General features: G+C 68.5%; 15 protein-coding genes and 1 pseudogene. 7 read left to right on the forward strand and 9 right to left on the reverse strand.

What is annotated here, in order from left to right:
- Positions 1 to 21: 21 nt before the first annotated feature.
- The 4 genes from LI94_RS14560 to LI94_RS14575 all read right to left on the reverse strand — a co-directional run bounded on the left by LI94_RS14560 (position 22) and on the right by LI94_RS14575 (position 3,659).
- A complete protein-coding gene (locus LI94_RS14560) occupies positions 22 to 1,164 on the reverse strand; it encodes a glycosyltransferase family 4 protein (RefSeq protein WP_024440507.1) in 1,143 nt (380 codons plus the stop codon).
- Positions 1,165 to 1,312: 148 nt separating this feature from the next.
- Entirely contained in the window at positions 1,313 to 2,086 is a 774-nt protein-coding gene (locus LI94_RS14565) for a DUF4157 domain-containing protein (protein WP_239651235.1), read from the reverse strand.
- A 46-nt stretch (positions 2,087 to 2,132) separates the two neighbouring features.
- Positions 2,133 to 3,284, reverse strand: coding sequence for a peptidoglycan hydrolase RipC (gene ripC, locus LI94_RS14570; RefSeq protein WP_046301625.1), 1,152 nt, complete (start codon positions 3,282 to 3,284; stop codon positions 2,133 to 2,135).
- 168 nt (positions 3,285 to 3,452) lie between these two features.
- Positions 3,453 to 3,659 (reverse strand): hypothetical protein, encoded by a 207-nt coding sequence (locus LI94_RS14575; protein WP_024440510.1) that lies wholly within the window; start codon positions 3,657 to 3,659, stop codon positions 3,453 to 3,455.
- A gap of 157 nt (positions 3,660 to 3,816) precedes the next feature.
- On the opposite strand from LI94_RS14575, the pseudogene LI94_RS14580 reads away from it, so the two are divergent.
- Positions 3,817 to 5,673 (forward strand): annotated as a pseudogene (locus LI94_RS14580) (DEDD exonuclease domain-containing protein); the annotation flags it as partial.
- Here LI94_RS14580 and trpD read toward each other — a convergent pair.
- The gene (gene trpD / locus LI94_RS24545) at positions 5,611 to 6,693 is read right to left on the reverse strand and encodes an anthranilate phosphoribosyltransferase (RefSeq protein ID WP_125078104.1); all 1,083 of its coding nucleotides are present in this window, start codon (positions 6,691 to 6,693) and stop codon (positions 5,611 to 5,613) included. The pseudogene LI94_RS14580 and the gene trpD sit on opposite strands and share 63 nt — an antisense overlap.
- A gap of 171 nt (positions 6,694 to 6,864) precedes the next feature.
- On the opposite strand from trpD, the gene LI94_RS14595 reads away from it, so the two are divergent.
- The 5 genes from LI94_RS14595 (at position 6,865) to LI94_RS14615 (ending at position 11,884) form a co-directional block, all read left to right on the forward strand.
- A complete protein-coding gene (locus tag LI94_RS14595) occupies positions 6,865 to 7,476 on the forward strand; it encodes a heme-copper oxidase subunit III (RefSeq protein ID WP_024440513.1) in 612 nt (203 codons plus the stop codon).
- On the forward strand, positions 7,473 to 8,348 hold the full coding sequence (locus tag LI94_RS14600; RefSeq protein ID WP_231383962.1) for a cytochrome c: 876 nt from the start codon (positions 7,473 to 7,475) through the stop codon (positions 8,346 to 8,348). Before LI94_RS14595 ends, LI94_RS14600 begins: the two co-directional genes overlap by 4 nt.
- The gene (locus LI94_RS14605) at positions 8,345 to 9,514 is read left to right on the forward strand and encodes a ubiquinol-cytochrome c reductase iron-sulfur subunit (RefSeq protein ID WP_024440515.1); all 1,170 of its coding nucleotides are present in this window, start codon (positions 8,345 to 8,347) and stop codon (positions 9,512 to 9,514) included. Before LI94_RS14600 ends, LI94_RS14605 begins: the two co-directional genes overlap by 4 nt.
- Positions 9,511 to 11,136: a cytochrome bc complex cytochrome b subunit gene (locus LI94_RS14610; RefSeq protein WP_024440516.1), complete on the forward strand. Its 1,626-nt coding sequence runs from the start codon at positions 9,511 to 9,513 to the stop codon at positions 11,134 to 11,136. The genes LI94_RS14605 and LI94_RS14610 overlap by 4 nt, the downstream gene beginning before the upstream one ends.
- Positions 11,137 to 11,251: 115 nt before the next feature.
- The gene (locus LI94_RS14615; RefSeq protein ID WP_082105767.1) at positions 11,252 to 11,884 is read left to right on the forward strand and encodes a pyridoxal 5'-phosphate synthase; all 633 of its coding nucleotides are present in this window, start codon (positions 11,252 to 11,254) and stop codon (positions 11,882 to 11,884) included.
- A gap of 35 nt (positions 11,885 to 11,919) precedes the next feature.
- Here LI94_RS14615 and LI94_RS14620 read toward each other — a convergent pair whose 3' ends face one another.
- From LI94_RS14620 to LI94_RS14635, 4 genes are all read right to left on the reverse strand, one after another.
- Positions 11,920 to 12,546 carry a DUF2561 family protein gene (locus LI94_RS14620; protein WP_046301631.1) on the reverse strand — a complete coding sequence of 209 codons (627 nt, stop codon included), beginning with the start codon at positions 12,544 to 12,546 and terminating at the stop codon, positions 11,920 to 11,922.
- A gap of 11 nt (positions 12,547 to 12,557) precedes the next feature.
- A complete protein-coding gene (locus LI94_RS14625) occupies positions 12,558 to 13,385 on the reverse strand; it encodes an MmpS family transport accessory protein (RefSeq protein WP_239651236.1) in 828 nt (275 codons plus the stop codon).
- 214 nt (positions 13,386 to 13,599) lie between these two features.
- Positions 13,600 to 14,019, reverse strand: a complete 420-nt coding sequence (locus LI94_RS14630; RefSeq protein WP_024440520.1) for a cytochrome c oxidase subunit 4 — start codon at positions 14,017 to 14,019, stop codon at positions 13,600 to 13,602.
- A 10-nt stretch (positions 14,020 to 14,029) separates the two neighbouring features.
- Positions 14,030 to 15,055 carry a cytochrome c oxidase subunit II gene (locus LI94_RS14635; protein WP_125079837.1) on the reverse strand — a complete coding sequence of 342 codons (1,026 nt, stop codon included), beginning with the start codon at positions 15,053 to 15,055 and terminating at the stop codon, positions 14,030 to 14,032.
- Positions 15,056 to 15,305: 250 nt separating this feature from the next.
- On the opposite strand from LI94_RS14635, the gene asnB reads away from it, so the two are divergent.
- Positions 15,306 to 17,252, forward strand: coding sequence for an asparagine synthase (glutamine-hydrolyzing) (asnB, locus tag LI94_RS14640; RefSeq protein WP_046301628.1), 1,947 nt, complete (start codon positions 15,306 to 15,308; stop codon positions 17,250 to 17,252).
- Positions 17,253 to 17,312: the final 60 nt, after the last annotated feature.

Below are 17,312 nucleotides of genomic sequence, written 5' to 3' on the forward strand. Positions count from 1 at the left end.
AGATGTGTATAAGAGACAGGTTCAGGCCTGCAGCAGGTCGGCCATTCGTCCGGCCAGCGTGTTCCAGCGCCAATGTCCCGTCGCCCATTCGCGTCCGGCGGCACCCATCGCTGTGGCCCGGTCGGGGTCGGCGAGCAGTCCGGCGACGGCGTCACCGATCTGTTCCACAGCCCGACCGTCGACCACCAGCCCAGTCCGGTTGTGCAGGACGGTTTCGGGGGCACCGCCGGAATTACCCGCGACCACCGGTACCCCGGCCGCCGACGCCTCCAGGAACACGATGCCCAGGCCTTCCACGTCAAGCCCGGCGCCCCGGGTGCGGCACGGCATCGCGAACACGTCGCCGAGCGAGTAATAGGCCGGCAGCTCGTCGGCCGGCACGCCGCCGGTGAAGATGACCGCATCAGCGACCCCGCACTCGTCAGCGAGCTTGTGCAGCGTCTCGGCGTAGGGGCCGCCGCCGACGATCACCAGTGTGGCCTCGCCCACGCGTTTCCGGATCGCCGGTAGCGCCCTGATCAACATGTCCTGGCCCTTGCGGGGAACCAGTCGCGAGACGCACACGACGGTGGGACGCTCCCCCAGCCCATGCCGGGCACGAAGTTCGGCGCGGGCGCCGGGGTCGGGCCGGAACCGGTCGGTGTCCACTCCGGGCGGCAGGTGCTCCAGCGCGGCATCGGGGCCGAACGCCGAGGCGAACCGGCTGCGGGTGTAGTGGCTGACGAAGGTGACGGTGTCGCAGGAGTCGCCGATGCGGCGCAGCACCGATCGGGCCCCCGGCAGCATCGACCAGCCCACCTCGTGCCCGTGGGTGCTGGCCACCACCCGAGAGGCACCGGCGGAGCGCGCCCGGTTGGCCAGTAGCGCCAGCGGCGCGGCCGCACCGAACCAGACGGTCTGTGCGCCCACGTCGGCGATGAGCCGGCGCATCCGGGAGTCGACCGCCAGGCCCGGCAACATCAGCGTGCCGGGATGACGCACTACCTGATAGCCGGCGGATCTCGCGGCGTCGTCGAAGGCCTCGGCGCCCTTCCACTGCGGCGCGTACACCGTGACGTCATGGCGCCCGCTGGCGGAGATGCGGCGCACCAGCTCCTCCAGGTAGCACTGGATGCCGCCGGGGCGCGGCGGAAAATCGTTGGTTACCAGCAGGACCCGGCTCACTGCAGGGATGCTAGCGGGCTGACGATGCGGGCCGTCCGCGGCCCGGGGAGGAAGCGCGCAATCAGGCCCAGCGGGCTGACGATGCGGGCCGCCCGCGGCCCGGGAAGGAAGCGCGCAATCAGGCCCAGCGGGCTGACGATGCGGGCCGTCAACCCCGCCACTGCTGCCACCCGGCGAGCAGCTCGGGCAGATCCACCCCGAGCACCAACTGCACCGCCACCGGCGGCGGCACGTGGCCAGGACCGCACGCGGTCAGATAGAGCTCGCGCAACTTGGCCGTTCCGAAGCGCTCTGCCACGAATCGAGCGAACTCCCAGGCCCGGTCGTAGGCGTTCGCCCGGCGCGGTCCGGGAGCATCCAGGTCGGCATCCGAGGGCAATGCCAGCACCGGTCCTGCCACCCCGATCGCCCGATCCCCGGTGGGTCGTGCGACGAAATCGGCTACCCCCTCGGTGAGCCAGCGCGGCGCGTCGAACGCGGTGTCGGTGCGGGCTGCGTAGTGGAACAGCTCATGGGTCAACACAATTCGCAGTGCCGGGGTACTCATCGCGTCCGCGCCGGGCGCGAAGACGATGCGCTGACCAACTGCTGTCCGACGCTCCGGGTCCACCCGGTCGGCGACCGCGACAGCGGCGACATCCGACCACTGCGCGACATCCGCGCTGTCGTGGCCGGCCAGCTCGACGAACTGCCGATCCGACCCGGTGGCCGTCACCTGGATGCGATGCGACCAGTCGGTGCCCCAGAACGCATCGACCGCGTCGACGGCAGCTCCGATGTTGGCAGCCACTCGCGACAGCAGTTCTTCGCCGCGCTGTCCGCCCAGGTTCTCCAGAACGACGCTGCGGTCATCGCCGACGACCAGCTGCTCGGTTGCCGGCGGGCGAGCAGTTACCCCCAGCAGCGCGACACCGCCGATCAACTCGACAATCAGCAGCGCCGCGAGCAGGCGGCGGATTCCCCGGCGCTCAGTAACGGCGGGCGTTGTGGATCGGGCCGGAAGAGGTCATCGGGACCACCCGGACCGGCTGACCGTAGGTGGACGAGTGGATCATCATGCCGTCGCCGACGTAGATCCCCGAGTGCGACGCGTCCGAGTAGAAGGTCAGTACGTCGCCGGGCTGCAGTTCTGACAGCGACACCGCCTGCCCGCCGTTGGCCTGCGCCTGGCTGGAGTGCGGCAGGTTGATGCCGGCCTGGTGGAACGCCCACATCACCAATCCGGAGCAGTCGAATCCGCCCGGTGCGGCCCCGCCCCAGACATACGGCGTGCCGACCTGGGTCAACGCCGCCTGCACGGCGGTCGCGGCGGCTCCGCCACCGGAGGCGCCCATCGCCACATCCATCGGGGGCGGCGCGTCGGACCCGGGCATCGGGAATCCCGGGAATCCGGGTGCCGGCAGCACACCCTCGGGGCCGGGCTCGCCCGGAACGGCTTCGGGTCCCGCGCCGGGCGCGGCCATCGCCGTGCGCTGCTCGGGCGTCAGTGCGTAGTACTGGGACTTCACCACCGAGATCTGCAGCTGCAGACGGCTTTGGCGGGCCTGCAGCTCCGCGCGCACCGCGGCGGCCTGCTCGGCTGCCGTCCGGGCGTCCTCAGCCGATTGGGCGGACGCCTGCTCAGCCTGATCGGCCTGCTCGCTGGCAACACGGAAACGGTCCAGTTGCACCGACAGGTCGCTGGCAACCACCCGCTGCACACCGAGCTTGTCGATCAGTTGTTGCGGCGACTCGGCGGTCAAGATGGCGTCGGCGCCGCCGACCCGGCCACCCATGTAGGTGGCGGCGGCGAAGCGGTTGACGGCCGCCCGGTAGGTGGACAGCTGGTCCCGGGCCGCATCCAGGGCGGCTTGGTCGGCATGGTGTGCGTTGTCCGCGGCCTGCTGCGCGGCGAGCTTCTCATCGAGATTGAGCTGCGCGGTGTGCATGGCCTCAGTGGTCTGCTCGGCCTGCCGGGACAGTTCGCTGAGCTTCGCCAGGGCGTCGTCGGCGGGGTCTGCGTGGACGTTTCCGACCAATACGCTGCTCAGAGTCGTGACACCGACTACCAAACCGGCTGCGGCGCCGAGGGCAGGGCGCCTCAAAGCACGCAGACGCCACTGCATACGTTCGAGCTCCAAGATTGCATCCTTAACACTGCCCAGGGCGGTACAGGGGGTGTACCGCCGCCGAAACGTAAGGTCTCGAATAGGTTACGGAATGGCAACGTCGTTGTCCATCACGAATTGCCGACTGTAACAGTCAGGATTGTGAAATTTCTAAGGCCACTTATCCGGGTCCGCCCCTGGTCAGGCCACACCCGAGCGACGCGACCGCCCGCGCTCGCCCCGGATCGGGACTAACCGCAATCGCGGCGCCATCCCCGCCTCGGCAAGCACGTCGAGCGCCGCGCGCTCGTCCTCGAGGAGCTCGTTGGGCACACCCAGCAACACGCTGACCACACAGTCCCGGCAGGCCGGTCCGCGCACCGCACAGTCATCGCAGTCGATCACCATCGGATCCGAATCCGACCCGCGCGCGCCGCGGTCATCCGAGTGTCCCGAGATCTGTCCCATGACGATTCCTCTCATCAGTTGCCGGCACGCTAACTCCGGGCACCGACAACCTGTTGGTGGTCGTCCTGTTGTCAGTGCGTGCGCCTACGGTTCGGCCATGACCACCGGCGCTGACACCGGGCAGCTGAGCTTCCCGCCTTTCGAAGCCCAGTTCGAAGCCGAATTCGACGCCGCCCCGGCCACCCTGCGCGACACCACGTTCGTGGTGGTGGACCTGGAGACCACCGGCGGCCGGGCCTCGCCAAGAGGGGCCGACGAAGCGGACGCCATCACCGAGATCGGCGCGGTCAAGGTACGGGGCGGAGTGGTCGAGGGCGAGTTCGCCACCCTGATCAATCCGCAGCGCGGCATTCCGCCGCAGATCGTCCGGCTGACCGGGATCACCACCGCCATGGTCTACGAGGCGCCCACGATCGACGCCGTGTTGCCGTCCTTCCTCGAGTTCGCCGGGTTCGACCGCGGCTCGGTGCTGGTCGCCCACAACGCCGGGTTCGACGTGGGGTTTTTGACCGCCGCCGCGCAGCGCTGCGATCTGGCCTGGCCGCGGCCCCCGGTGCTGTGCACGGTGCGGTTGGCACGCCGGGTGCTCAGCCGCGACGAGGCACCCAGTGTCCGGCTTGCCGAGTTGTCCCGACTGTTCGCGGTGAGCACCACCCCCACCCACCGGGCGCTCGACGACGCCCGCGCCACCGTCGACGTCCTGCACGCGCTGATCGAGCGGCTGGGGAATCAGCAGGTCAACACCTACGTCGACCTGCGCGCCTACCTGTCGCACACGACACCGGCTCAGCGCCGCAAGCGCAGCCTGGCCGCCGGGCTGCCGCACCGGCCCGGGGTCTACCTGTTCCGCGGCCCGTCCGACGAAGTGCTCTACATCGGCACCTCCACCAACCTGCGCCGCCGGGTCGCGCAGTATTTCAACGGTTCCGAACGCCGTAGCCGCATCGCCGAGATGGTGGCGCTGGCCACCCGGATCGATCATGTCGAATGCGCGCATCCGTTGGAGGCCGGGGTGCGCGAACTGCGACTGCTGGCCGCGGCGGCTCCGCCCTACAACCGGCGATCGAAGTTTCCCCGCCGGTGGTGGTGGATCACCCTGTCCGGCGAGGCTTTCCCCCGGCTGACCGTGGTGCGCTCGCCACGCCACGACCGGGCCGTCGGTCCGTTCCGTTCGCGAGCTGACGCCGCCGAGACCGCCGCCCTGTTCTCGCGGTTCACCGGACTGCGAACCTGCACAACGCGATTGAGCCGAACCGGTCGGCACCGCTGCCCACCGGCAGAAGTCAGCCCTTGCCCGGCGACGCCGAACACCACCGCAGACGAGTACGCCGAAGCGGTCAGGCGTGCGGTCGCGTTGCTCGACGGCGCCGACAACTCCGCCCTGCGCGCCGCGGTGCAGCAGGTGAACGCGCTGGCTGATCGCGGGCACTACGAAAGTGCGGCACGGCTACGCGACCGCACCGCGGCAGCCATCGATGCGCTGTGGCGCAGTCAACGCGCCCGTGCCCTGGCGGCACTTCCCGAGCTGGTGGCCGCGGCGCCGGATGGCACCGGCGGGTGGCAGCTCGCGGTGATCCGCCACGGCCGGCTGGCTGCCGCGGGGTGCGCTGCGCGCGGTGTCCCGCCGATGCCCGTGGTCGACGCGATCACATTGGGAGCCGAGACGGTGCTGCCCGAGCCGGCGCCGCTGGCCGGGGCGCTGGTCGAGGAGACCATGCTCATCGCCCGCTGGCTGGCAGCGCCCGGGGTGCGCATCGTGCGGGTCGACGGGGCCGGCGGTTCAGCGAGGCTCGACGAACCGGCGGGTGAACCCGAGGGGTGGAGCTCGCCGATCGGCTCGGCCGGGCCGTGGATGGCGTGGGCGGCGCTGGCCCGATCGGCGCAGCTGGCCTCAGAGCTGAGCGCCGAAGCGGACCCAGCGAGCCAGCAACTGTTCCGCCGCGCCGCTGTCGATCGCCTCGACCGCGCGCGCCAACCCGTCCTCCCAGGCCGGCAACCACTCAGCGCTGCTGGATAGCCCTGCGTGCGCCACGATCGCGCCGGCCGCGTTGAGCACCACGGCGTCACGCACCGCACCCTTGGTTCCGCCGAGCACCGAACGGGCTTCCTCGGCATTGGCCTGCGCGTCCCCGCCGAGCAGCTCGCCCACCTCCGCCCGGGCGAACCCGAAACCGGCCGGGTCGAACGTCAGCCGTTCGATGGTGCCGGCCTGCACTCGCCAGATGGTGCTGGTCGTGGTGGTGGTCAGTTCGTCGAGGCCGTCATCGCCGTGCACCACCAGCACGCTGGACCGCCGCGCCGCGAACACACCGGCCATCACCTCGGCCAACTCCCGGAATGCGCACCCGATCAGCCCGGCCCGCGGGCGGGCCGGGTTGGTCAGCGGGCCCAGCAGGTTGAACACCGTCGGGACGCCGATCTCGCGCCGCGCCACCGAGGCGTTGCGATACGACGGCTGAAACTGCGGGGCGAAGCAGAAGCCGATGCCGACCTCGGCGACACTGCGCGCCACCTCGTCGGGCCCCAGGTCGATGCGCACCCCCAACGCCTCCAGGGTGTCCGCGCCCCCGGACAGCGAGCTGGCCGACCGGTTGCCGTGTTTGACCACCGGCACTCCGGTGGCAGCCACCACGATCGCCGCCATGGTGGACAGATTCACTGTGTTGGCACCGTCCCCGCCGGTGCCCACCACGTCGACGGTGTCGGTGCCGATCTTGTCGGTGGGCACCTTGCGTCCGTAGGCCAACATCACGTCGGCCAACTCGCCCACCTCGGCGGCGGTGGGGCCCTTCATCTGCATCGCCACCCCGAACGCCGCAATCTGTGCCGAGGTCGCGGCGCCGGACATGACCTGCTCCATCGCCCAGGCCGCCTGGCCCCGAGGCAGGTCGCTACCGGACGTCAGTCCGCCCAGGACCTGTCGCCACTGCCCTATCTGCGCTTTCGGCTGCACCGCACTACCTGGCTCGACCACGCGCCGATCGTCGCACGCGGCCTCCGTGACACCAAAGCCAACCGGAAACCGGGCCCGAAACAAGCGGAGGACAGAGCGCTAACAGCCCGGTAACAGCAGCGACAAGACCAGTTCACACGAATTGCCAGCCCCGGGTGGAGTTCTACAACTACATAGCGTCATACTTGCGGGGTGACGAGCGCTGTGGGGTCCTCGGGTACTGCCATTACTTCTCGTGTGCATTCGCTGAACCGGCCCAACATGGTCAGCGTCGGCACCATCGTGTGGCTGTCCAGTGAATTGATGTTCTTTGCCGGTCTGTTCGCGATGTACTTCACGGCTCGCGCGCAGTCCGGTGGCGCCTGGCCGCCGCCGCCAACCGAGCTGAATCTTGCGCTGGCGGTACCGGTGACACTGGTGCTGATCGCCTCATCGTTCACCTGCCAGATGGGCGTGTTCGCCGCCGAGCGTGGCGACGTGTTCGGGCTGCGCCGGTGGTACCTGCTGACCTTCCTCATGGGACTGTTCTTCGTCTGCGGTCAGGCCTACGAGTACTCCCACCTGGTCGCGCACGGCACCACCATCCCGTCGAGCGCCTACGGCACGGTCTTCTACCTGACCACCGGCTTCCACGGCCTGCACGTCATCGGTGGGTTGGTCGCCTTCATCTTCCTGATGCTGCGAACCACGATGAGCAAGTTCACCCCGGCTCAGGCCACCGCCTCGATCGTCGTGTCCTACTACTGGCACTTCGTCGACATCGTGTGGATCGCACTGTTCGCCACTATCTACTTCATCCGATGAGCAACCGCCCGATGAACAGGAGTGTCCGGTTGAAGACACTGAAGAAGTGGGCCCGACCTGGCAACAACAACACCGTCGCCCGTCGGCGCCTGCGCCGTCGGGCCTCGGGCGGACTGCTGCTGCTGATCGCCCTGGCCCTAGCCGGTGGAATGGCCGCGCTGCTGACCCCGACCCCGCAGGTTGCGGTGGCCGACGAGTCGGCATCGGCCCTGCTGCGCACCGGGAAGCAGCTGTTCGACACCTCGTGTGTCAGCTGCCACGGCGCCAACCTGCAGGGCGAGGTGGGCCGCGGTCCGAGCCTGATCGGCGTCGGTGAAGCCGCCGTCTACTTCCAGGTCTCCAGCGGCCGGATGCCCGCGGTCCGCGGTGAGGCGCAGGCCCCCCGCACGTACCCGTTCTTCGACGACAAGCAGATCGACGCCCTGGGCGCCTACGTTCAGGCCAACGGCGGCGGCCCCACCGTGGTGCGCAACGCCGACGGCAGCATCGCGCAGGCTTCGCTGCGCGGCGACGACCTGGGCCGCGGTGGCGACCTGTTCCGGCTCAACTGCGCCTCCTGCCACAACTTCACCGGCCGGGGCGGCGCCCTGTCCTCGGGTAAGTACGCGCCCGACCTGGAGCCGGCCAGCGAGCAGCAGATCCTGACCGCGATGCTGTCCGGCCCGCAGAACATGCCGCGCTTCTCCGACCGGCAGATCTCCATGGAGGAGAAGAAGGACATCATCGCCTACGTGAAATCCGTTACCGAGGAACGTGATCCGGGCGGCTACGGGCTTGGCGGGTTCGGCCCGGCGCCCGAGGGAATGGTGATGTGGATTATCGGCATGGTCGCAGCCATCGCCGCGGCAATGTGGATCGGGGCACGCTCATGAGCAGCAACGACAAGATCGAACTCCCTGACGACGCCGCACTGGCGACGATGACCAACGACGAGCTGCTGGCTCTCGGCGGCAAGATCGACGGCGTCAACACCGTCTTCAAGGAGACTCGCTGGCCGGTCGAGGGCACTCGGGCCGAGAAGCGCGCCGAGCGCCGGATCGCGGCCTGGTTCCTGGCGGGTGGCGGCTTCGGACTGGCCCTGCTGCTGGTCTTCCTGTTCTGGCCCTGGGAGTACGCACCGCTGGAGTCCCCGAACGGCTTCGCCTACTCGCTGGCCACTCCGCTGTACGGCTTGACCTTCGGTCTCTCGGTGCTGTGTATCGCGATCGGCGCGGTGCTGTTCGTCAAGAAGTTCATCCCCGAAGAGATCACCATCCAGGACCGTCACGACGGCAGCTCCCCCGAGATCGACCGGAAGACCGTGGCGGCCCAGCTGACCGACGCGTTCGAGGGTTCGACCATCGGGCGGCGCAAGCTGCTGGGCGCGTCGCTGGGCGTCGGATTCGGCGCATTCGGTCTGGGCACCCTGGTGGCCGGCGCCGGTGGCCTGATCAAGAACCCCTGGAAGCCGGTCGTCGAAACCGCCGAAGGCAAGAAGGCCGCGCTGTGGACCTCCGGATGGACCCCGCGCTACCCCGGCGAGACCATCTACCTGGCCCGCGCGACCGGTCAGAGCACCAACTCACCGTTCGTCAAGATGCGGCCCGAGGACCTCGACGCCGGCGGCATGGAGACGGTGTTCCCGTGGCGCGAGTCCGACGGTGACGGCACCACCGAAGAATCGAACGAGAAGCTCACCGAGATCATGATGGGCGTCCGGAACCCGGTGATGCTGATCCGCATCCGGCCCGACGACATGGCCAAGGTGGTCAAGCGCAAAGGCCAGGAGAGCTTCAACTACGGCGACTTCTTCGCCTACACCAAGATCTGCTCGCACTTGGGTTGCCCCTCTTCCCTGTTCGAGCAGCAGACCTATCGGATCCTGTGCCCGTGCCACCAGTCGCAGTTCGACGCGCTGCACTTCGCCAAGCCGGTCTTCGGCCCGGCGGCTCGCGCCCTGGCACAGCTGCCGATCACCATTGACGCCAATGGGCATCTGGTCGCCAACGGCGACTTCATCGAACCTGTCGGACCGGCCTTCTGGGAGCGCACCTCATGAGCCCTGCAATCGGCGACCTGCTCGCACGCCAAGCAGACGACATCGATACCCGGTACCACCCGGCCGCCGCCCTGCGCCGCCAGTTCAACAAGGTCTTCCCGACGCACTGGTCGTTCCTGCTCGGTGAGATCGCTCTGTACAGCTTCATCATCTTGCTGCTGTCCGGCGTCTACCTGACGCTGTTCTTCGACCCGTCAATGGCCGAGGTCATCTACCACGGCGTCTACCAGCCGCTCAACGGCGTGCAGATGTCGCGGGCCTACGAATCGGCGCTGGACATCTCCTTCGAGGTCCGCGGCGGCCTGTTCGTCCGCCAGCTGCATCACTGGGCCGCGCTGATGTTCGCGGCGTCGATCATGGTGCACCTGGCGCGCATCTTCTTCACCGGCGCGTTCCGTCGGCCGCGTGAGGCGAACTGGGTGATTGGGTCGCTGCTGCTGATCCTGGCCATGTTCGAGGGCTACTTCGGTTACTCGCTGCCCGACGACCTGCTCTCCGGTATCGGTCTGCGCGCCGCGCTGTCCTCGATCACGCTGGGCATGCCGGTGATCGGCACCTGGCTGCACTGGGCGCTGTTCGGCGGCGACTTCCCGGGCACCATCCTGATCCCCCGGCTCTACGCGCTGCACATCCTGCTGATCCCGGGCATCATCCTGGCCCTGATCGGCGTGCACATGGCGCTGGTGTGGTTCCAGAAGCACACCCAGTTCCCCGGCCCGGGCCGCACCGAGACCAACGTCGTCGGCGTGCGCGTGCTGCCGGTCTTCGCGATCAAGTCGGGCGCGTTCTTCGCGATGATCACCGGCATCCTGGGCCTGATGGGCGGGTTGCTGCAGATCAACGCGATCTGGAACCTGGGACCCTACCGCCCCTCGCAGGTGTCGGCGGGTAGCCAGCCGGACTTCTACATGATGTGGACCGAGGGTCTGGCCCGTCTCTGGCCGGCCTGGGAGTTCTACCCCTTCGGTCACACCATTCCCGGTCCGGTCGGCGTCGCGCTGATCATGGGTGGCGTCTTCGGCTTGCTGATGGTCTACCCGTTCCTGGAGAAGAAGTTCACCGGCGACTACGCACACCACAACCTGCTGCAGCGCCCCCGGGACGCTCCGGTCCGTACCGCGATCGGCGCCATGGCGATCAGCTTCTACATGGTGCTGACCCTGGCCGCGATGAACGACATCATCGCGTGGAAGTTCCACATCTCGCTGAATGCGACGACCTGGATCGGCCGTATCGGGATGGTGGTGCTGCCGCCGTTTATCTTCTTCATCACCTACCGGTGGTGCATCGGCCTGCAGCGCAGTGACCGTGACGTGCTCGAGCACGGTATCGAGACCGGCATCATCAAGCGGCTGCCGCACGGTGCCTACATCGAGCTGCACCAGCCGCTGGGCCCGGTCGACGACCACGGCCACCCGATTCCGCTGGAGTACGCCGGCGCGCCGCTGCCCAAGAAGATGAACAAGCTCGGCTCGGGCGGCGCTCCCGGTAGTGGCAGCTTCCTGACGGCAGACCCGGTCGAGGAAGACGCCGCGCTCACCGAGGCCGCACACGCCAGCGAGCGGCGTGCGCTGACCGCGCTGGCCGAGCACCAGGGCGGGGACACCAACGGTCACCACTAGGTCTGACAACGGCGACCCGCTTCGCCCGGCTCCGCCGCGCTTGCGATCGCCTAGGTCTGACAACGGGTCCGAACCATCGGGCAGCCTGCGCGATCTCCTGCGCGGGCTGCCCGTTTTGGTTGGTGCCGCACCGGAATTCGATCCGGCGCAGGCACCGGCCGAGCCGGTCGCGCTGTTCGTCCGATGGCTGCTGCACGCTGTCGACAGTGGCGTCGCGGAACCTCATGCGATGACGTTGTCGACGGTCGGTGCGGTGGACGCGACGGGCCTGGCGCGGCCGTCGGCGCGGGTGTTGATCCTCAAAGACGTCGATGCCGCCGGGTGGCATTTCGGGGTCAGCTCGGCCAGTCGCAAGGGCGCCGATCTTGCCCGCAATCCCGCTGTGTCACTGACGTTTTACTGGCCCTCGCTGGGCCGTCAGGTCAGGGTCGACGGCATGGCGCTGCCCGACCCGCCCGCGGTGACCGCCGATGACTTCCTGGCCCGCTCGCAAGACGCTCGGGCGATGGTGCTCACCGGCCGGCAGAGCGAGCCCTACGCAGATCCGGCAGAGATCAGCGAGGCACTCGCCAAGGCGCATCTGGAGCTTGAGCGCTCCCCCGCCCTGGTGCCCGCCGAGTGGACGTCGTATGCGGTACGGGCCGAGGCCGTCGAATTCTGGCAGGCCGACGCCACGCGCCGGCACCGCAGGCTGCGGTACGAACGGGACGGCGACGCGAGCTGGTCAACGACGCTGCTCTGGCCGTAGCCGAGCACGCCGCGACAATGGCGCCGTTGGGGCGCTCAGCCGAACCGAGACGGCAGTTCCAGTACTTCACCCAGCCTGCGTAGGTACAGCCAGGGAATGACCGGCATGGCGGCAGCGCCGACCCCCGCCAACCCGTAGCAGACCCACGAGCCGGTGTCCTTGCCGACGGCCATCAGATAGGTGGCCAAGGCGACCAAGGTCAACGCACCACCCACCGCGATGGCCAGCAGTGTGATGCCACGCAGCAACACCCGGTCCACTTGAGCCTGATTAGGCAGCACCTGGCGGGTGCCGGCCGCCCGCCGGCCCGGAGCGTCGAACCCGGGCTGCTGAAGCGGAGCGTCCTGGGCGGTCGGGCGCGGCGGCTTGGCCGGCGCCTGGGGCGGAAATCCTGGAGGCCGCGACGGGACGGGCTGGCGCGCCCGCAGCAACACCGGGATGGCCGCCAGGATGACCAACGCCGAGGCGCCGATCACGATGTAGAGCAGGCCGCTGTGCGAGCTCTCGGTCGGCTCGTGAAAACCCCGCCCGAGATCTACCAGCGCCACCGTGGCCGCCACGCTCATGCCGAGCAGCGTCAGCCAGGTCGCGGCGCACGCGCCCAGCAATATGCGGTCAGTAACCTCCGGGGACTGCCCCGGTCGAATGAATCGATCTACCATGTTCCCGCCGGTCATCCGCAGCTCGTCGCCGGTGCGTCATTGCTGTTGGAGAACAACACCCTACCGTCACTGCTGGTGATCGAGCAGTTGAGTTTGCTCAGCCGCAGCATGCTGGTCGCCTCCACCGAGCCGATCTCCGACTGGGAGATCGGGGTCAGGGTCAGCGACCAGGGGATGTAGGCGTTGCGCTGGGTGCGACGTTGCCCGGAGGCATCCACGTAGGTGATCGTGATCTGGTCGAACGGCGCTTTGGTGCCGGTCACCGAGTACGTCACCTGCAGCGGCTTCGGCGGCGTGGTCGTGGTGGTCTCCTGCGTCGTGGTCGATGGCTCCGGTGCCGGCTCCTCGCTCGGCGGCGGCGGCGGGGGCGGCGGCTCTTCGCTGCTCGGCGGCGGGGGCGGCGGTTCCTCGCTGCTCGGCGGCGGAGGCGGCGGCACCGTGGTGCTGGTGCTGGTCCGGGTGATCTCGTCCTGTACCGGCGGCACCGAGACGGTGCTGCTCGTGGTGGCCGGCGTGGCCAGATCGCGGGTTTCGGTGCGGGCGAACAGCAGTGCCACCGACACCACCAGCGAGACCGCGGCGATGATCACGGTGACACCGACCACCCACGGCCACCGTGGTGTCTTCGCGCCCGGCTCCGGTTCGTCGGGCACGTCGTAGTTGTCGTAGTCGTAGAGCCGCGGATCCACCGGCACGTAGGGGCCGCTCAAAAACTGCTCGGATTCGGGCGCCGAGTAAGCCTGCGAATACGCGGTGCTGTCTGCCCGCGCGGCGGCCGGAGTGGCCGTCACATCGTCCAGTGGCTGAATCTCCCCGCCCGCGCCCGCGTCGGGGGCCATGTCAGCGGCTGCGTCCGGGGCCGGCTGACCGTTGCCGGAGCCCTCGTCTCCAGAGCCCGCCTCTGGGGGATTCGGCCCGCTCATTCCCGCCTATCCTTTTCAAACCGCCGCGCCACGACCTGACCGGTTGCGGTCGACATCAACCACCGTTGGTCATTGTGCATCGGCAACCCTACCCAAGCGGGTCGACACGGCGGCCGCAGCGGAGATCCGGTCAGTGTTTCTCGGCGCCGATGTAGTACTCGAAGACCAGTCCGGCCACGCTCGACAACACGAACGCCACGCCGGCGGCGATCAGCCACGGCAGCCACAGCGCGATCCCGACGGCCGCCACCGACCCGGACAGCGCGATCAGGATGGGCCACCAGCTGTGCGGGCTGAAGAAGCCCAGCTCGCCGGCGCCGTCACTGACTTCGGCCGCCTCGTAGTCCTCGGGACGGGTGTCCAGCCGGCGGGCCACGAACCGGAAGAAGGTGGCCACGATCATGGCCATCATGCCGGTCAGGAACAGCGCGGTGGTGCCGGCCCATTCCACACCGCCGGTGGCGAACTTCCCGGTCAGCACCGCGTAGATCACGCCGACCACCAGGAAGAAGGTGGCGACGAACTCGAACAGCCTGGATTCGATGCGCATGCGGTTGTCCCTACTTGTTGCTGGCTTGCGGGGCTAGCAGGCCACGGCGGCTGTCGAACGGGAACGTGGTGGTCGCCAGTGGGTCCTGTCCGATTGCCTCCAGCGCCTCGGCGTTGGTCTTCCCGGCGATGCGCTGGTCCAGATAGGCCTTGAAGTCATTGGGCGAGACCACCCGGACCTCGAAGTTCATCATCGCGTGGTAGGTGCCGCACATCTCAGCGCAGTGGCCGACGAACGCGCCTTCCTTGGTGATCTCGGCGACCTGGAAGGTGTTCACCTGGTTGTTGCGCTCGGGCCAGGCGATGACGTCACGCTTGAACAGGAACTCGGGCACCCAGAAGGAGTGGATGACGTCGGCCGAGTTGAGCACGAACTCGATACGCTTGCCACTGGGCAGCACCAGCACCGGGATCTCGCCGGTGGTGCCCACCGTCTCGATCTTGTCGAAGTTCAGGTAGGTGCGGTCCTCGGCGTTGAGTCCCTGGATCGGCCCGACCAGTTCCTCGCCGTGCGCGTCCACGCCCTCGGGCTTGGAGACCATATCCGCCTTGCGATCCGGGTCCGATCCGTCGTAGCCGCGGATGGTGCCGTCGTGGAAGTCGACCTTCTGGTAACCGAACTTCCAGTTCCACTGGAAGGCGGTGACGTCGACGACCACCTCGGGGTTGGGCTCGTGGTGCAGCATCTTCTCCTGCACGACGACGGTGAAGTAGAAGATCACCGCGACGGCCAGGAACGGCAGGACGGTGAGTCCGAGCTCCAGCGGCATGTTGTAGCCGAACTGGCGCGGCAGTTCGGTGTCGGTCGCCTTCTTGCGGTGGAAGATCATCGACCAGAAGATCATTCCCCAGACGAGCCCACCGATCACCACCGAAGCGATGACCATGCCGATCCACAGCTGGTAGTTGGCCTCAGCCTCCGGCGTGATGCCCTTGGGCCAGCCGAAGCCGACCACATCGGTCCAGTCGACGCTGCAACCGCTGAGCGTCACCGCCAGCAGTCCGAGCACGCTGACCGCGGTCAGCGGTCGACGCAGACGGCGATGTGCAACGCCCTGCCCGCGACGTGTCACGTTGGTGCCTCCTCGAGTCACAGAACGGGCCGACTGACCCGGCGGAGCAGTCGAATACTACGCAGCGTAGACCACCCGGATCACCGAGGTTCGATGTACCTGCCGGTTGGCCACCCTGTGTGTTGACCGCCTCAGCTGACTCCACCGGTTCTGCGCGGGCCTACATGGGCCTTCGCAGTTCAGCGCCGATACCGGTGCGGCATACTGGGACCCGATGTGTGGACTGCTGGCCTTCGTGTGTGCCCCGGCCGGCACAACACCCGGCCCCGATGTGGCCGAAGTCGCCGACGCGGTATCGCGCGCAACCCACCTGATGCGCCACCGCGGCCCGGATGAGCCAGGCGGCATCTGGGCCGGCGACCGGGTGGTGTTCGGGTTCAACCGGCTGTCGTTCATCGACATCGCCCATTCGCACCAGCCCATGCGGTGGGGTCCGCCAGAGGCGCCGGAGCGCTACGAACTGGTGTTCAACGGCGAGATCTACAACTACCTGGAGCTGCGCGAAGAGCTGGCCGCCGAGCACGGTGCGGTGTTCGCCACCGACGGCGACGGCGAGGCGATCGTCGCGGGCTACCACTATTGGGGCACCGAGGTGCTGTCGCGGTTGCGCGGCATGTTCGCCTTCGCGGTGTGGGACACCGTGGCCGGCGAGCTGTTCTGCGCCCGCGACCCGTTCGGGATCAAGCCGCTGTTCGTGGCGTCCGGCCCGGGCGGCACGGTGGTGGGCAGCGAGAAGAAGTGCCTGCTGGACCTCGCCGACGTGGTCGGCTTCGACACCGCCATCGACGCCCGCGCTCTGCAGCATTACACGGTGCTGCAGTACGTGCCGGAACCGGAGACGCTGCACCTCGGCATACGCCGGCTGGAATCGGGTTGCTACGCCCGGATTCGGCCCGGAGGCACTCCGGAGGCCACCCGCTACTTCCGGCCGCGGTTCGACGCCACCCCGATCACCCGCGACACCGAGCAGGCGCGCTACGACGAGATCACCGCCGTCCTGGAGGATTCGGTCGCCAAACACATGCGGGCCGACGTCACCGTCGGCGCGTTCCTGTCCGGCGGGATCGACTCCACCGCGATCGCGGCACTGGCGATGCGCCACAACCCCAAACTGATCACCTTCACCACCGGGTTCGAGCGGGAGGGCTTCTCCGAGGTCGACGTCGCCGCGGCCTCCGCCGAGGCGATCGGTGCCCGGCACGTGGTCAAGGTGGTCAGCCCGGCCGAGTTCGTCGCGGCCCTGCCCGAGATCGTCTGGTACCTCGACGACCCGGTCGCCGACCCCGCCCTGGTCCCGCTGTACTTCATCGCCGCCGAAGCCCGCAAGCACGTCAAGGTGGTGCTCTCCGGCGAAGGCGCCGACGAATTGTTCGGCGGCTACACGATCTATCGAGAGCCGCTGTCGCTGCGACCGTTCGATTACCTGCCGGCACCGGTGCGCCGATCCCTGGGCAAGGCGTCGCGGCCGTTGCCCGAGGGAATGCGTGGCAAGAGCCTGCTGCACCGCGGGTCGCTCTCGCTGCAAGAGCGCTACTACGGCAACGCACGCAGCTTCTCGGACGAGCAACTGCGTGCGGTGCTGCCGGGCTTCTCCCCCGACTGGACCCACACCGACGTCACCGCCCCGGTGTACGCCGAATCCGCCGGTTGGGACCCGGTGGCCCGAATGCAGCACATCGACCTGTTCACCTGGCTGCGCGGCGACATCCTGGTCAAGGCCGACAAGATGACGATGGCCAATTCACTGGAGCTGCGGGTGCCGTTCTTGGACCCCGAGGTGTTCGCGGTGGCGTCGCGCCTGCCGGTGTCGGCCAAGATCACCCGCACCACCACCAAGTACGCGCTGCGCCGTGCGCTGGAGCCGATCATTCCGGCGCATGTACTGCACCGCCCCAAGCTCGGCTTCCCGGTGCCGCTGCGGCACTGGCTGCGGGCCGGTGAGTTGCTGGAGTGGGCGTACGCCACGGTGGACGCCACCGGCGCCGACCACCTGATCGATGTCGCCGCGGTGCGCACGATGCTCGACGAGCACCGCGTCGGCACCGCCGATCACAGCCGTCGGCTCTGGACCGTGCTGATCTTCATGCTGTGGCACGCCATCTTCGTCGAGCACACCGTGGTGCCGACCATCCGGGAGCCGGACTATCCCGTGCGGCTTTAACCTCCGCTCGGCAGGTTTAGGTGAGCGCCGCGTCGATCTCGGCCTGTCTCTTATACACAT

Source organism: Mycobacterium sp. UM_Kg27 (assembly GCF_000972905.1).
GTDB lineage: Bacteria > Actinomycetota > Actinomycetes > Mycobacteriales > Mycobacteriaceae > Mycobacterium.

Excerpts from the sequence above, each read along its gene's own strand:
- LI94_RS14575 (WP_024440510.1), bottom strand. The coding sequence starts at position 3,659 with ATGGTGATCGACTGCGATGACTGTGCGGTGCGCGGACCGGCCTGCCGG.
- LI94_RS14600 (WP_231383962.1), top strand. The coding sequence starts at position 7,473 with ATGAGCAACCGCCCGATGAACAGGAGTGTCCGGTTGAAGACACTGAAG.
- LI94_RS14605 (WP_024440515.1), top strand. The coding sequence starts at position 8,345 with ATGAGCAGCAACGACAAGATCGAACTCCCTGACGACGCCGCACTGGCG.
- LI94_RS14610 (WP_024440516.1), top strand. The coding sequence starts at position 9,511 with ATGAGCCCTGCAATCGGCGACCTGCTCGCACGCCAAGCAGACGACATC.
- LI94_RS14620 (WP_046301631.1), bottom strand. The coding sequence starts at position 12,546 with ATGGTAGATCGATTCATTCGACCGGGGCAGTCCCCGGAGGTTACTGAC.
- LI94_RS14625 (WP_239651236.1), bottom strand. The coding sequence starts at position 13,385 with ATGGCCCCCGACGCGGGCGCGGGCGGGGAGATTCAGCCACTGGACGAT.
- LI94_RS14630 (WP_024440520.1), bottom strand. The coding sequence starts at position 14,019 with ATGCGCATCGAATCCAGGCTGTTCGAGTTCGTCGCCACCTTCTTCCTG.
- asnB (WP_046301628.1), top strand. The coding sequence starts at position 15,306 with ATGTGTGGACTGCTGGCCTTCGTGTGTGCCCCGGCCGGCACAACACCC.